This window comes from Pseudomonas sp. Q12-87 (assembly GCF_001269755.1).
GTDB lineage: Bacteria > Pseudomonadota > Gammaproteobacteria > Pseudomonadales > Pseudomonadaceae > Aquipseudomonas > Aquipseudomonas fluorescens_S.
In genome coordinates, this window is the sequence record NZ_LHVI01000013.1 from 65,139 (window position 1) to 79,235 (window position 14,097).

At 61.2% G+C, this 14,097-nt stretch carries 12 protein-coding genes; all 12 read left to right on the top strand.

Annotated elements, in window-relative coordinates:
* Positions 1-202 precede the first annotated feature (202 nt).
* Positions 203-685, top strand: a complete 483-nt coding sequence (locus AD663_RS08160; protein ID WP_003179668.1) for a sigma-70 family RNA polymerase sigma factor — start codon at positions 203-205, stop codon at positions 683-685.
* Positions 686-820: 135 nt separating this feature from the next.
* Entirely contained in the window at positions 821-2,155 is a 1,335-nt protein-coding gene (locus tag AD663_RS08165) for a lysine N(6)-hydroxylase/L-ornithine N(5)-oxygenase family protein (RefSeq protein WP_003179670.1), read from the top strand.
* Between the two features lie 294 nt (positions 2,156-2,449).
* Positions 2,450-5,689: a transporter substrate-binding domain-containing protein gene (locus AD663_RS08170; RefSeq protein WP_053213544.1), complete on the top strand. Its 3,240-nt coding sequence runs from the start codon at positions 2,450-2,452 to the stop codon at positions 5,687-5,689.
* A 122-nt stretch (positions 5,690-5,811) separates the two neighbouring features.
* Complete coding sequence (locus AD663_RS08175; protein WP_003179673.1) at positions 5,812-6,246, top strand: response regulator; 435 nt, start codon at positions 5,812-5,814, stop codon at positions 6,244-6,246.
* Between the two features lie 114 nt (positions 6,247-6,360).
* Positions 6,361-6,975: a response regulator transcription factor gene (locus AD663_RS08180; RefSeq protein WP_053213545.1), complete on the top strand. Its 615-nt coding sequence runs from the start codon at positions 6,361-6,363 to the stop codon at positions 6,973-6,975.
* A 128-nt stretch (positions 6,976-7,103) separates the two neighbouring features.
* Complete coding sequence (locus tag AD663_RS08185) at positions 7,104-7,985, top strand: pirin family protein (protein WP_003179676.1); 882 nt, start codon at positions 7,104-7,106, stop codon at positions 7,983-7,985.
* Positions 7,986-8,290: 305 nt separating this feature from the next.
* Complete coding sequence (locus AD663_RS08190) at positions 8,291-9,733, top strand: mechanosensitive ion channel family protein (RefSeq protein ID WP_003179678.1); 1,443 nt, start codon at positions 8,291-8,293, stop codon at positions 9,731-9,733.
* A gap of 289 nt (positions 9,734-10,022) precedes the next feature.
* Positions 10,023-10,463, top strand: coding sequence for a carboxymuconolactone decarboxylase family protein (locus tag AD663_RS08195; protein WP_003179679.1), 441 nt, complete (start codon positions 10,023-10,025; stop codon positions 10,461-10,463).
* Between the two features lie 251 nt (positions 10,464-10,714).
* Positions 10,715-11,137, top strand: coding sequence for an HPF/RaiA family ribosome-associated protein (locus AD663_RS08200; RefSeq protein ID WP_053213546.1), 423 nt, complete (start codon positions 10,715-10,717; stop codon positions 11,135-11,137).
* Between the two features lie 10 nt (positions 11,138-11,147).
* Positions 11,148-12,323, top strand: coding sequence for a hypothetical protein (locus AD663_RS08205; protein ID WP_053213547.1), 1,176 nt, complete (start codon positions 11,148-11,150; stop codon positions 12,321-12,323).
* A 217-nt stretch (positions 12,324-12,540) separates the two neighbouring features.
* Positions 12,541-13,041: a sigma-70 family RNA polymerase sigma factor gene (locus tag AD663_RS08210; RefSeq protein WP_003179685.1), complete on the top strand. Its 501-nt coding sequence runs from the start codon at positions 12,541-12,543 to the stop codon at positions 13,039-13,041.
* A gap of 38 nt (positions 13,042-13,079) precedes the next feature.
* Complete coding sequence (locus tag AD663_RS08215; protein ID WP_053213548.1) at positions 13,080-14,060, top strand: FecR family protein; 981 nt, start codon at positions 13,080-13,082, stop codon at positions 14,058-14,060.
* Positions 14,061-14,097: the final 37 nt, after the last annotated feature.

Below are 14,097 nucleotides of genomic sequence, written 5' to 3' on the forward strand. Positions count from 1 at the left end.
GGGAGCAAGCTCCCTCGCCACAAAAGCAATGCCTGACGCCGAATCAGATAAACCAATCAACCCCGATACAAAGCAAAGCTTTAAATCTATATGAGAATTACTATAAATTACGTCATTGAATCTGCCACCATCGTGCCACTGCCTGTTCCAGGCGTGCCGGGTGGCACAGGGATAGCTGGCGCAGCCCTTGCGCACGGGAGTCATGTTGGAAAACTACTATCGCGAGCTGGTGTGTTTCCTGAACGCCAGGCTAGGCAACCGCCAGGCGGCCGAGGATGTGGTGCATGACGCCTATGTGCGGGTGCTGGAGCGCGCCAGCGATACGCCCATCGAACAACCCCGGGCGTTTCTGTACCGCACGGCATTGAATCTGGTGATCGACGGCCATCGGCGCAATACCCTGCGCCAGGCCGAGTCGTTGGATGTGCTGGACAGCGAAGAACGTTTCTTCACGCCGTCGCCCCATGCCAGCTTCGATCATCGCCAGCGCCTGGACATGCTGCAGCGCGCCCTGGCCGAGCTGCCGCCGCTGTGCCGCGAGAGCTTCCTGTTGCGCAAGCTCGAAGGCTTGTCCCACCCACAAATCGCCGCACGCCTGGGCCTTTCCCGGGCACTGGTGGAAAAACACATCGTCAACGCCATGAAGCACTGCCGCACCCGGATGCGCCAGTGGGACGGTTGCTGACCCATCCCGTGCGCTAAATTTTTTTTCATCGTCCTCGTTCCTACTCAACAGACGACTTGTCGGCTCGCCAAGAACCGGTCCAGTCACACCAGGCTTTTCGCGCCCTGTTGAGGGCTTCTCCAGAGGACACTGGACATGACACAGGCAATTGCATCGCCCATCGTTCACGACTTGATCGGCATCGGCTTCGGCCCCTCGAACCTGGCGCTGGCCATTGCGCTGCAGGAACGGGCCCCGGTCCAGGGCGAACTGGATGTGCTGTTCCTCGACAAGCAGGCCGACTACCGCTGGCACGGCAACACCCTGGTGACCCAAAGCGAGTTGCAGATTTCCTTCCTCAAGGACCTGGTGACCCTGCGCAACCCCACCAGCCCGTATTCGTTCGTCAATTACCTCAAGCACCATGGCCGGCTGGTGGACTTCATCAACCTCGGCACCTTCTACCCGTGCCGCATGGAGTACAACGATTACCTGCGCTGGGTCGCCGCGCAGTTCGCCGAACAGAGCCGCTACGGTGAAGACGTGCTGCGCATCGAACCGCTGCTGCACAACCAGCAGGTGGAAGCCTTGCGGGTGATTTCCCGCAACCAGCAAGGCGAAGAGTTCGTGCGTACCGCCCGTTCGGTGGTGGTCAGTGCTGGCGGTACGCCGCGCATTCCCGAGGCGTTCAAGGCCTTCAAGCAGGATGGCCGGGTGTTCCACCATTCCCAGTACCTGGAGCGCATGGCGACCCAGCCGTGCGTGAGCGGCCAGCCGATGAAGATCGCGATCGTCGGTGGCGGACAGAGCGCGGCGGAAGCCTTCATCGATCTCAACGACAGCTTCCCTTCGGTGCAGGTCGACATGATCCTGCGCGGCTCGGCCCTCAAGCCGGCGGACGACAGCCCGTTCGTCAATGAAGTGTTCTCCCCGGAATTCACCGACCTGGTGTTCCAGCAACCCCACAGCGAGCGCGAGCGGCTGGTCAACGAGTACCACAACACCAATTATTCGGTGGTGGACATCGACCTGATCGAACGCATCTACGGGATTTTCTATCGCCAGAAAGTCTCGGGCGTGGCCCGTCATGCGTTTCTTACCCTGACCACGATCGAGCAAGCCACGGCCACCGATACCGGCATTGAGCTGACGGTGCGCAACAACGCCACCGGCGAGCTGACCGTGCGTTGCTACGATGCCGTGGTGCTGGCCACCGGTTATGAGCGTCAAATGCACCGCACGTTGTTGGAGCCGCTGGCGCAATACCTCGGGGACTTCGAGGTGGACCGCAACTACAAGCTGATCACTGACGAGCGCTGCAAGGCGGCGATCTACATGCAGGGCTTCTGCCAGGCGAGCCATGGCTTGAGTGACACCTTGCTGTCGATCCTGCCGGTGCGTGCCGATGAAATTGCCGGTTCGCTCTATGAGCACGGGAAAAATCGCGGTCAGGCGCGTCCGGTACGCGATCTGTTACTCGCTGCCGTGTAGGCCCTGTGGAGCGAGCCTGCTCGCGAATGCGGTGGGCCAGTCACATTGATACCGACGGTCACACTGCTTTCGCGAGCAGGCTCGCTCCCACAGGTCATAGGCCGGCCTTGGGTCACCCGCAGGCAATTCTTCAGAAACTTCCTACACTCATGTCATGCGTCTATTCGACAGGCGCATCGACGGTTCGCTGTTCCCTCGTATTGGCAGTCTGAACCCCTCAGCCGGTCACCCTGACTGAATATGAAGTCGAGGGCGTTCCGGGCCGACTACGCCAAACGATGCAACCTGATACAAATGATGCTGCTTCTACGCGCAGGCCTGGCGGCGCTGTTGCTGGGCACATTGAGTGTGGCGCCGGGGGTTGGCGCGGCACCCGAGTCGCTGCAGGTGCTCGGGCGATCCGATGTGAGCGACTATTCGGTGTCCCTGGGCGAAGCCGACAGGATCTGGCTCAAACAAAAAGGCCGGTTGTTGCTGGGCGCCTCGGCGCCGGACTACGTGCCCTTCAGCATCACCGGCAATGGCCGCGATTATGAAGGCCTGACCGCCGACTACGCGCAACTGCTGGGGCAGCTCCTTCAGATTACGGTGCAGGTCCAGCGCTATCCATCCCGTGCCGAATCGCTCCAGGCCCTGCGCAGCGGCGAAATCGACCTGCTTGGCACCGCCAACGGCTTTGAAGCCAGCGATCCGGACCTGGCGATGTCCCAAGCTTACGCGGATGACCTGCCGACCCTGGTGGCGCGCATCGACGACAGCCAGGATCTACCCCCGGACCTCGCGGGCAAGCGTGTGGCGATGCTGTATCACTACTTGCCGCCGGACACGGTCGAGGCTTTCTACCCACAGGCGTCTTTGCGGCTGTACCCCTCGACCTTGAGCGCCATCGGCGCCGTGGCGTTCGGTCAGGCCGACGTCTATCTGGGGGATTCGATCAGCGCCAACTACCTGATCAGCAAGAATTACCTGAACAATGTCCAGCTGGCGGACTTCTCGCGCATGGAAGTGCAGCCGTTTGCCTTTGCACTCGCTCGCGACAATGCGCGCTTGTTGCGCATCGTCAACGCGGCGCTGCAAGCCATTCCCGCCAGTGAGCGCATGAGCATCCTGCGCCGTTGGAGCGCCGGCGGCGCGAGCATGCCGGGCCAGCAAGCGTTGCATTTCAGTGTCAACGAGCAACGCTGGCTGGATGCCCATCCGCGAATCAAGGTGGCCATCCACGAAAGTTTCCTGCCGCTGACATTCATCGACGAACAAGGCCATTTACGCGGTATCAGCGCCGATGTGCTGGCGAGGATCAGTTTGCGCACCGGATTGAAATTCGATATCCAGCGCAGTAACTCGGTCCCCGACCTCATCGCGCAGATCAAGAGCGGCAAGGCCGACGTGCTCGCGGCCATCACTACCAGTACCGAGCTTGGGGATGACCAGGCGTTGCGCTTCACCCGGCCGTACCTGACCAACCCCTACGTGCTGGTGACATCGCTCAAGGCCAAGGCCCTGACATTGGACCAGATGGACGGCAAGCGGCTGGCACTGGTGCGGGGCAATGTCTTGCATGAATACCTGCTGGAAGCGTTTCCCCGGGTGAACCTCGTCCCCGCCGAAAACGTGCCGGACGCCATGGCCATGCTCGCCGCCGGCACGGTGGACGGCGCGATCAATTCATTGATCAGCGCCCGCTACATGATCTCCCGCCAATACCGCGACAAGCTGCAGATCACCAGCACCGTCGGTACGTTGCCTGCGCGCATTGCCCTGGCGACCAATCCGGATGCGTTGGAACTGCATTCGATCCTGGACAAGGCATTGCTGAGCATATCCCCCGAGGAAATGGACGAACTGACCAACCGCTGGCGCAGTGAAGTGGTCGTCGATGACAGCTACTGGCTACGCAACCGCACGACCATTGTCCAAGGTTTTTCCATTGCCGCGCTGTTGTTGCTGGTGACGTTGGGATGGGTCTTTTACCTGCGTCGCCTGCTGGAGCAATTACGCCTGGCCAAGGAGAGCGCCGACGACGCCAATCGGGCCAAGACCACTTTCGTGGCAACCATGAGCCATGAAATCCGCACGCCTATGAACGCGGTAATCGGCATGCTGGAACTGGCCATGAAGAAGGCCGACCAGGGCGTGGTGGACCGCTTTGCCATCGAAGTCGCCTCGGGTGCCGCCCGGGGCATGCTGGACCTGATCGGCGACATCCTGGACATCGCCCGCATCGAGTCAGGCAAGCTGTCGCTGGCGCCGCAGCGGGCCAATCTGTACGAGCTGATCGAGTCGGTGGCGCGAATCTTCGAGGGCCTGGCCCGACAAAAACACCTGCGCCTGCAACGGGACCTGGATCCTGCGATCAACAGTGAGGTGTTGATCGATCCGTTGCGCTTCAAGCAAATCGTGTCGAACCTGCTGAGCAACGCCATCAAGTTCACCGACCAGGGCGCAGTGCGCCTGAGCGTGCGCGGCGAACCGAGCCTTGACGGTGGGCACCTGGGCATTGATGTGCGGGTCGAGGACACCGGCTGCGGTATTTCACCGGAGGACCAGCGGCGCTTGTTCAGCCCCTTTGCCCAGGTCGGCCCTAACCCCCAGTCGGCCCGCAGCGGTTCAGGGTTGGGGTTGGTCATCAGCCGCACCTTGTGCGAAATGATGGGTGGCACCCTGGTCTTGAACAGTGTGCCGGGGCAGGGCACGCAGGTCGAAATCCGCCTCAACCTGCCGCTGCTGGATGCACGGGCGCCCGCGCCGCCCGCGCAAATCGAGGCGCTGCTGCCAGGGCGGGCCCTGAGCATACTGGTGGTCGACGATTACCCGGCCAACCGTTTCTTGTTGTCCCAGCAACTGAGTTACCTGGGCCATCGCGTCCGGGAGGCGGAAAATGGTGTGCAGGGCCTGCACGCCTGGCGCAGCGAACCTTTCGATGTGGTCATCACCGACTGCAACATGCCCTTGATGAGCGGCTATGAGTTGGCCCGCGCCATTCGCGAGGAGGAGAGCGCCAGCAGCTTGCCGCCGGTGGTGATCCTGGGGTTCACGGCCAATGCCCAGCCCGAGGAAAAAGACCGTTGCGCCGAAGCCGGCATGGACGATTGCCTGTTCAAGCCCATCGGCCTGAAGGAACTCAATGAACGCCTGGCTTCGGTAAAGCCTGCGTTTATCGACGACATTGATTTGACCAGCCTTGAACAACTGACCGGCGGCGACACGGCTTCTGTCAACCAACTGTTGCAGGCGCTGATCAACAGCAATGCCGACGATGCGGCCCGGCTGCTGCGTTTGTCCGGCCAGCGAGACCTGCTGGGCCTGTCCGACCTGGCGCATCGGATCAAGGGCGGGGCGCGCCTGATCAATGCCCACGCCTTGATTGCCGCATGCGAGGCGCTGGAAAGCGTTTGCCGAGGGGGCGACGGAGCATTGCTCGTCCGGGCTGTAGAGGATCTGCGCCAAGCCATGGATCAACTGGCTGAACGACTGAACACCCACCTGGTGACCGAGCCCGTTCCAGGTCCTACGTCCGGCGACCGGTCGGCATGACCATTTTCTCTCCGATTTTCGGATTAGTCCTACAGCGGCCTTCAAAAGCTTCCTCTAGCCTGACGCCCCTTATCTCCATGAAGCCGGTTCATACCTGGCGCGTTGCTACTGGAATGCCTGCCATGCCGAACAAAGCACTACGTATTCTGATTGCCGACAAGCAACACACTCATCGAATCGTGCTGGAACGCCTCTTCAATCAACAGGGCTATTTTCGGATCGTCCCGGTGAGCGACATGCAAGAGCTGTTGACACTGGTGGGGTACGACGGCGACCCGTTCGACCTGGTGGTCGTCAACGCAGGGCTGGCGAACGGGGTGCTGGATTTGCACGAGTTCATTATCGACAACCCGCAGATTCGTCACGCAATGGTCTACAACGCGCCACAAGTGGGGCGCTCGTCGGTTCCGGTTGCGCGCCGGTCCAGTCTGCATTTGAGCCATGCCCCACTGCCTGACCGCGCGTCGCTGCAGCGCCTGATGGAACGGGTCGACCGCCCGGCCAGCGAGCCCCTGCAATCATGGGATCAAGCCTTGCGCCAGGGCCGTGGCGGCTGACGCGGGCCGCCGGTCCGGACTGTCGGACCTGACAGGTGCCAAGCCCTGGCATGTGTGCAAGAGTCCGGTGCAGCCAAGGCATCGGTGCCGTTTGTTTTGAATGGGGGAACTGCCTTGAAAGACGTATTGATCGTGGATGACCACCCTGTCATACGGGGAGCATTGCGGCTCATTTGCCAGAATGAAGGCTTCACTCAGGTCCGGGATGCCAGCGGGGCGGCCGATGCCCGGAGCTTCATCAAGGAAGGCGTGCCAGACTTGGTGATCCTGGACCTGGTGATGAACGGTTTCGATGGCCTGGACCTGCTGGTGTGGATCACGGGCCAGTTTCCCGACTGTGGTGTGCTGGTGTTCACGTCCCAGGATGCGCAGCATTTCTGCAACCGCTGCATCTCGGCCGGGGCCAGGGGGTTCGTCACCAAGAAAAGCGACCTGAAGGAACTGACCAAGGCCATTCATGCGTTGAAGTCCGGCTATGCGTATTTCCCACAAATGTCCGTCAGGCTGGATTTTCAACAGCGCACCGAACAGCAAGCCCTGGAAAGTCTTTCCACCCGCGAACTGTCCATCCTGCGCATGCTGGCCATGGGCATGCGCGGCAAGGACATCGCCGAGAGCCTGTTCCTGAGCCCGAAAACCGTCAGCACCTACAAGACTCGCCTGTTGGAGAAGCTTGGGTTGAAGTCATTGGTGGGCCTGTCAGAGTTCGCCAAGCGCAATCATCTATAAATGTGGGAGCGAGCTTGATCACTGTTCTTCATATAGAACGCTAAAGCCGATTTTTGCAGTCTAGTGCTTCAAAGGTGACGGTTTTATCCTGTCTCATCGAATCGCATCACCTGATTTGGAGACACGGCATGAAGAACATCATCGGCCTCTACACCAGCCCGCAGCCCCATTGGGTCGGCGACGGCTTCCCGGTTCGCACGCTGTTTTCCTACGACAACCTGGGCAAGCACATCAGCCCGTTTTTGCTGCTGGACCACGCGGCCCCCACCGAATTCGCACCCACCACCGAGCGTCGCGGTGTCGGGCAACACCCGCATCGCGGCTTCGAAACCGTGACCATCGTCTATCAGGGCGAACTGGAACACCGTGACTCCACCGGCAGCGGCGGCAAGATCGGGCCCGGCGACGTGCAGTGGATGACCGCCGCTTCCGGCATCATCCATGAAGAATTTCATTCCGAAGCCTTCGCCCGACAGGGCGGGTTCATGGAAATGGTCCAGCTGTGGGTCAACCTGCCAGCCAAGGATAAAATGGCCGCGGCCGGCTACCAGACGCTGCTCAAGGGCGACATTCCAACTATCGCCCTGAAAGACGATGCCGGCAGTCTGCGCCTGATCGCCGGGCACTTCGACGGCCAGCAAGGCCCAGCGAAAACCTTTACTCCCATCGATGTCTGGGACATCCGCTTGAATGCCGGGAAAAACCTCATCCTCGACCTGCATGAAGGCCACAGCACCGCCCTGGTGGTGCTGCGTGGTTCGGTCCTGGCCAACGACCGCGAGCGGGTCGAGGCCGGGCAACTGGCCCTGTTCGACCGGGCCGGTGACCAGTTGAGCCTGCACGCCAACAACGACGCGGTGATGCTGCTGCTCAGTGGCGAGCCCATCGACGAACCCATCGTCGGTCATGGTCCGTTCGTGATGAACAGCGAGCAGGAAATCCACCAGGCCTTCAATGACTTCCATTCCGGGCATTTTGGGCGGATGGAGGCGAAATCACAGCCACACTGAATTTCCTGTGGGAGCGGGCTTGCTCGCGAACGCGCAGTGTCAGTGAAACAAGTGCTTGTTGATACATGCCTTCGCGAGCAAGCCCGCTCCCACACTTTGGTCGTGGTGAACACAAATCTTGCAACTACCGAAAGTCTCCTGTGTGAGCGAGCTTGCTCGCGAAGGCGGCCTGACAGTCGATGCTTCATTGACTGATACAGCGAAATCGCGAGCAAGCTCGCTCCCACAACTGATTCGTGGGGATCTCTACAGCGTCTGCAATCTGTGCCAATCTTCGCCCCAATGATCTCCCTGGAGCTGTCCCGATGCCGTCGCTGATTTCCGACCACCCGCTGCTCTGTGCCTTGGCGTTGCTTGTGCTCGACTTACTGATGTGGCGGCTGGTCAGCGCAGATCGGATCTATTGGAAAGTGGGCGGGCGATTGGTGATTTTTTCGCTGTTCAGCGTGCTGCTGTTCAACGAAGGGCTCAACCCCATGGAGCCGGCGCAATGGGTCGAAGATGTGCCACGGCACCTGGCGGCCACCGGTTTGCAGATCGCCTGGTGGTTGTTCGCCGCGCGAACCCTGACGGTGATGATTGTCGCGGCGATGATGCAGCGGGTCGGCCATACCGGGCGCTTATTGCAGGATTTGCTGGGCGCGGTGATTTTCCTGATTGCCGTCATCGCGGCGTTGGCGTATGTGCTGGACCTGCCGGTCAAGGGCGTACTGGCCACGTCCGGCGCGATGGCGATCATCGTCGGCCTGGCCTTGCAGAGCACCCTCAGCGATGTGTTTTCCGGGATCGTGCTCAACACCACCAAGCCCTACCAGCTCGACGACTGGATCTCCATCGACGGCACCGAGGGTCGGGTCACCGACATTGATTGGCGGGCCACCCGGTTGCAGACCGCCCAAGGCAGCATGGCAGTCATTCCCAATTCGCTGGCAGCCAAGGCCAAAGTGATCAACTTCAGCCGGCCCAGCGATGTCCACGGCTTATCCATCAGCGTCCAGGTCAGCCCCCACGTGCGTCCACAAACCGTAATCGACGCGTTGGAGCGAGCGATGATCGGCTGCCGTACCTTGCTCGCCAGTCCGGCACCCTGCGTCACGCTCAAAAGTAGCGGCAATGAGGGCGCGGAATACGAGATCAGCGGGTTCGTCGCCTCCCGCGCCCAGAAGCGCGAGGTGCGTAACCAGTTGTTCGACCTGGCGTTCCGGCACTTGCAGGCATCGGGCGTGAGCCTGTTGTCCGGCAGCGAAAGCGCCATGGCCAAGGACGCATCGCGGCCCCGGGCGTTGCTGGAAAGCTCGAATATTTTCTCCACGTTGCGCCAGGACGAGAAAGAGACCTTCAGCCAGAACATGAGCTTGCAGACGTTCCGTGCCGGCGACCTGATTTTGCCGGCCGGGGAAGTCAGCGATCATTTGTTCATCGTCGAGTCCGGCGTGGTCAGTGTGACGCTTGTACGCAACGGCCAGCCTTTCGAGGCCGCGCGCATGGGGCCGGGGGAGGTGATCGGCGAAGCCGGGATCGTGTCCGAGCAGGCTACCCTGGCAAGCTTCTCGGCCAAGACGTTCTGCACCCTCTATCGTATCGAGAACAGCTATCTCAAACCTTGCCTCGACGCCCGTCGCGACATCAACGATGCCATGAAAAACTTGCTGGACGTGCGCATCCACCTCGCCCAGAACCTGACCCGTGACGTGCCCAAGCCAATCGCCAAGAAGCGCTTCCTGCAATGGCTGCGCAGTCGGGCCTGAACGACCCTCGAAAGGTGCATCGTCCCCCCGTGGCGAGGGAGCTTGCTCCCGCTGGGTGGCGCAGCCGCCCCAAAATGGCCCAACACCATTTTCCAGGCAGACCGCATCGGCTGGGTTACGACTGCTTCGCAGCCGAGCGGGAGCAAGCTCCCTCGCCACAATTGCGGTCTTCAATAGCCCCGCGCCCGGCCGCGCTGATTGGCTACCCGAACTTCCCAATAATTGGCTATTTGCCCTGCGCCAGCGCAGGGCTAACGTAGCGCCACACCCAATTGTCCTGGAGTTCGCCATGCAACCGCGTATCGATTTCTACACCGCGTCCCCTGAGGCCCTCAAAGCCATGATCGCCCTGGAAACCGCCGTCTCCAAGCTCGGCCTGGAAAAGCCGCTGCTGGAACTGGTCAAGCTGCGCTCCTCGCAGATCAATGGCTGTGCCTTCTGCATCGACATGCACACCGCCGATGCCCGCAAGGACGGCGAGACCGAACGTCGCCTGTACGCCGTGACCGCCTGGCGCGAAGCACCGTTCTTCACCCCGCGTGAACGCGCCGCACTGGCCTGGACCGAAGCGCTGACCCGCTTGAGCGACACCCATGCGCCGGACGCCGACTTTGAACTGCTCAATCAGCATTTCACCGCCAAGGAAATGGTCGACCTCACCGTGGCGATCAACACCATCAACGGCTGGAACCGCCTGGCGGTGGGTTTTCGTAAGATGCCCGAGGCGTGAGCCGCTGCTCCATTCAATAGACACAACCCAGTGGGAGCGAGCTTGCTCGCGATGGCGTCGGTACCTTCGACATCACCGCAAACTGACACACCGCCTTCGTGAGCAAGCCCGCTGCCACAAAAAATCTTCGTCCACCGATCCGCCCAGGACCGGCTCGCCAGCCAGTCATCCCACGCCGGGAACTTCGCCCGTTTGATTTTCTTCTACCTACAACAGACGGCTCCAGCCGTCTTTTGTCAGAGGAGTCGATCATGCAAGTTCAAGTCAACAGCAACCATATCGAAGGCAGTGCCCGCTTGCAGGAGTGGGTCGGCAGCACGGTGGTGGACGCCCTGCACCGGTTTGAAGATCAACTGGCCCGGGTCGAGATTCATGTCAGTGATGAAAATGCGCAGAAGGGCGGTGCGGCGGACAAGCGTTGCCAGATCGAGGCACGGTTGCAGGGCGTTTCGCCGGTGTCTGTCAGTCACAAGGCTGAAAACCTGGAGCTGGCCGTGGAAGGGGCTGCGGAGAAAATGGTCCACGCGCTCGATCATCAGATCGGCAAGCTCAACCCTGCCGTGGAGTCCATGGGCCGAGTGACCGCGCCCGTGGATGAGGCGCCGCCCGAGGTGGTGGATTCGATGTTGGAGGAAGACTTCCTCGAAAACCAAGAGGCCCGGGGCAAAGAATAAGGAGACGATCATGACTGCTCATCAACCCTTCAGCCGCCAAGTGCTGACCGAGCTACTGGCGTTCGACGAACAGCCGAGCCTTTCGTTGTACATGCCCACCCACCGCACGTTCCCGGAGCGCAGCCAGGACCCGATCCGCTACAAGAACCTGGTGCGCGAACTGCAGACCCAACTGGAACAACAGCATCCGGATCTGGATAACACATCATTGCTCGAACCGTTCCTGGCGCTGGTCGATGACCAGGATTTCTGGAACTCCAATCGGGACGGCATCGCGGTATTCGGCGCACCCGACTATTTCAAGGTCATCGCAGTGAACCAGCGCTTGCCGGAATGCGCCTTCGCCAACAGCCATCCGTATCTCAAGCCATTGCTGCGACTGGCCCAGTCCACCGAGCGCTATCAGGCGCTGTGCCTGACTCGCGATGAAGTCTGGTTGTATGAAGGCAGCTCGCAGCAACTGGAGAAAGTCGAGCTGTCCGAACAAGTGCCGCGCAACCAGGTAGAAGCCCTGGGCGAGGACTTGACCTCTGGCGACCAGCAAGGTTTCCCCAACGGGTTCAGCCGCAGCAGCGAACGCGGCGATCCGATGATGCACGAGTCGGCCGGCGGCGGTAAGCAGGACGAAATCAACCTGGACCGCGAGCGGTTCTTCCGTGCCGTGGACAAAGCCATTCTTGAACACCATTCCCAGCCGTCAGGGTTGCCGATGATTCTGGTGGCGTTGCCGGAGAACCAGGCGGTGTTCCGCGCCGTCAGCCACAACTCGCACCTGCTGGGCCAGGGCATCGATGCCGACCCGTCGCGCATGAGCGTGGAAGAGTTGCGCGTGCATTGCTCGAAGCTGATGAACCACAGCCACTCGGACCGGATCGTCGACAGCCTGAACCGTTATGGCGTTGCGGTGGGGCAGGGACGGGCGCTGGACGGTCTCGCCGACATTGCAAAGGCCGCTTGGGAAAGCCGCGTGGCGATGCTGTTGGTGGAGGCGGAGCGCCAAGTGCCAGGCCAGCTCGATCCAGACAAGGGCAAGCTGATTATCGATGAGACCGGCGATGCACAAGCGATCGACGTGCTGGACGAGCTGATCCTGGCGGTCACCCGGCAAGGCGGCGAGGTGGTCGTGGTTCCTCCTGAGCATGTCATGCCCACCGACACGGGCGCGGCGGCCGTGTGCCGGTTCTAAGGAAATCACGCGTTTGAATGCCGAGCCTGGTGGGAGCGAGCTTGCTCGCGACAGTGGTGTGTCAGTTGGCATGCGTAGGGGCAGTCAGTCTGTCATCGCAAGCAAGCTTGCTCCCATAGGCTGGCATTGCAGCTTCGGACGACAGGCACCGTAATAGGTTTGCTTCGTATTAATAGGAAGCATTACTATTCACGCCCCGTTTCCACAGCGCGCCGCGATGACCTCCAAGCTGCCCCGCAGACCTGGCTTCCTAGAGCATTACGAAGAGTTGATCGGCACCTGGACCCGTCGCCTGCGCAATCGCCAGCAGGCCGAGGACTTGGCCCATGACACCTTCGTGCGGGTGCTTGAGTCGAATTCGGCGGAGGTCGAACAACCACGGGCCTATCTGCACCAGACCGCGCGCAACATTGCGGTGGATGGCTATCGGCGCGAAGATCGACGGGGGGCCATGGAGGAGGTGGCGGTTGACCATAGCCAGTCGCTGTCGGGCGACCCGGAGCATTTCATGCACGCGATCCAGTTGGCAGACTCCATCGAACGAGCGCTTGCCGAACTGCCGGCCAACTGCCGTACGGTGTTTGTCTGGCAGAAGATCGAAGGCTTGACCCAGGCCGAGATTGCCGAGCGCCTGGGACTGTCCAAGAACATGGTGGAAAAATATATGATCCGCACCCTGCGGCATCTGCGTGATCGCCTGGACGGGCCTGAGCAATGACCCGTCGCTATTTTCCACCTGAGCCACAGGACCTTCCGATGGACAGCCGTGAATGCCCGTGCGGGCAGGACAGGGTTCGCGACGAGGCGGCGCAGTGGTTCGTGCGCTTGCAAGCGCCGGCCATGGGTGTCGAAGAGCGCCAGCGGTTTGAAGCCTGGCTGGACGAACACGCCAATCACCGCGATGAAATTCAATTGCTCCAGGGGATCTGGAGCGCCACGGACCTGCTGCCCAAGGAACGCCTGCAAGCGTTGTGCGAGCCACCGGCCAAACGTCCTCAGCGCCGGCCATTGTTACGCTACGCGGTCGCCGCCGGGCTGCTGGCGGTGGTGGTCGGGTTGGGGTTGTTCAGCGGCTTGAGTTCCTCCACCGACTACAGCGGCGAATATGCCACCGCCTTCGGCGAGCGCCGGCACATTGCATTGCCGGACGGTTCGGTGATCGACCTCAACAGCCGCAGCCGGGTGCGCGTTCGATTCGCCCACTATCAGCGCCGGGTGGAACTGGCCGAAGGCGAGGCGTTGTTCAACGTCGAGCACGATGCCAGTCGGCCATTCACTGTCGACGCAGGCAACGGCCAGGTGACAGTGACCGGCACGCGCTTCGATGTGCGCCGTGATCCCGACAAGACCCGTATCGCGGTGGCGCAGGGCAGCGTCAAGGTCCAGGGACGCGCCGCGCGCCAGGCTCAATCGGTCAGCCTGACTGCGGGCCTCGGCACCCAGATCGATGCCCGGGGCAAAGTCGCCACACCCTACGCGGTAAACACCGAGGCGCTCACTGCTTGGCGCAACGGCAAGCTGGTGTTCAACGACGCGCCGCTGAAGGACGTGGCTGAAGAAGTTTCCCGTTATCGCGCCCAGCCCTTGCGAGTCGCCAACACGGCGGTGGGCAACTTGCGCCTGACCAGCGTGTTCCGCGTCGACGATCCCGAGGCGCTGCTCAAGGCGCTGCCGAACATTTTGCCGGTGGCGGTGCGGACCCTGGATGACGGCAGTCAGGAAATAATTGCGCGATAGATTCAGGTTTTTTTCGAGTTCTTCGTCTTCTTGTCCA

Excerpts from the sequence above, each read along its gene's own strand:
- AD663_RS08160 (WP_003179668.1), top strand. The coding sequence starts at position 203 with ATGTTGGAAAACTACTATCGCGAGCTGGTGTGTTTCCTGAACGCCAGG.
- AD663_RS08165 (WP_003179670.1), top strand. The coding sequence starts at position 821 with ATGACACAGGCAATTGCATCGCCCATCGTTCACGACTTGATCGGCATC.
- AD663_RS08170 (WP_053213544.1), top strand. The coding sequence starts at position 2,450 with ATGATGCTGCTTCTACGCGCAGGCCTGGCGGCGCTGTTGCTGGGCACA.
- AD663_RS08175 (WP_003179673.1), top strand. The coding sequence starts at position 5,812 with ATGCCGAACAAAGCACTACGTATTCTGATTGCCGACAAGCAACACACT.
- AD663_RS08185 (WP_003179676.1), top strand. The coding sequence starts at position 7,104 with ATGAAGAACATCATCGGCCTCTACACCAGCCCGCAGCCCCATTGGGTC.
- AD663_RS08190 (WP_003179678.1), top strand. The coding sequence starts at position 8,291 with ATGCCGTCGCTGATTTCCGACCACCCGCTGCTCTGTGCCTTGGCGTTG.
- AD663_RS08195 (WP_003179679.1), top strand. The coding sequence starts at position 10,023 with ATGCAACCGCGTATCGATTTCTACACCGCGTCCCCTGAGGCCCTCAAA.
- AD663_RS08200 (WP_053213546.1), top strand. The coding sequence starts at position 10,715 with ATGCAAGTTCAAGTCAACAGCAACCATATCGAAGGCAGTGCCCGCTTG.
- AD663_RS08205 (WP_053213547.1), top strand. The coding sequence starts at position 11,148 with ATGACTGCTCATCAACCCTTCAGCCGCCAAGTGCTGACCGAGCTACTG.
- AD663_RS08210 (WP_003179685.1), top strand. The coding sequence starts at position 12,541 with ATGACCTCCAAGCTGCCCCGCAGACCTGGCTTCCTAGAGCATTACGAA.
- AD663_RS08215 (WP_053213548.1), top strand. The coding sequence starts at position 13,080 with ATGGACAGCCGTGAATGCCCGTGCGGGCAGGACAGGGTTCGCGACGAG.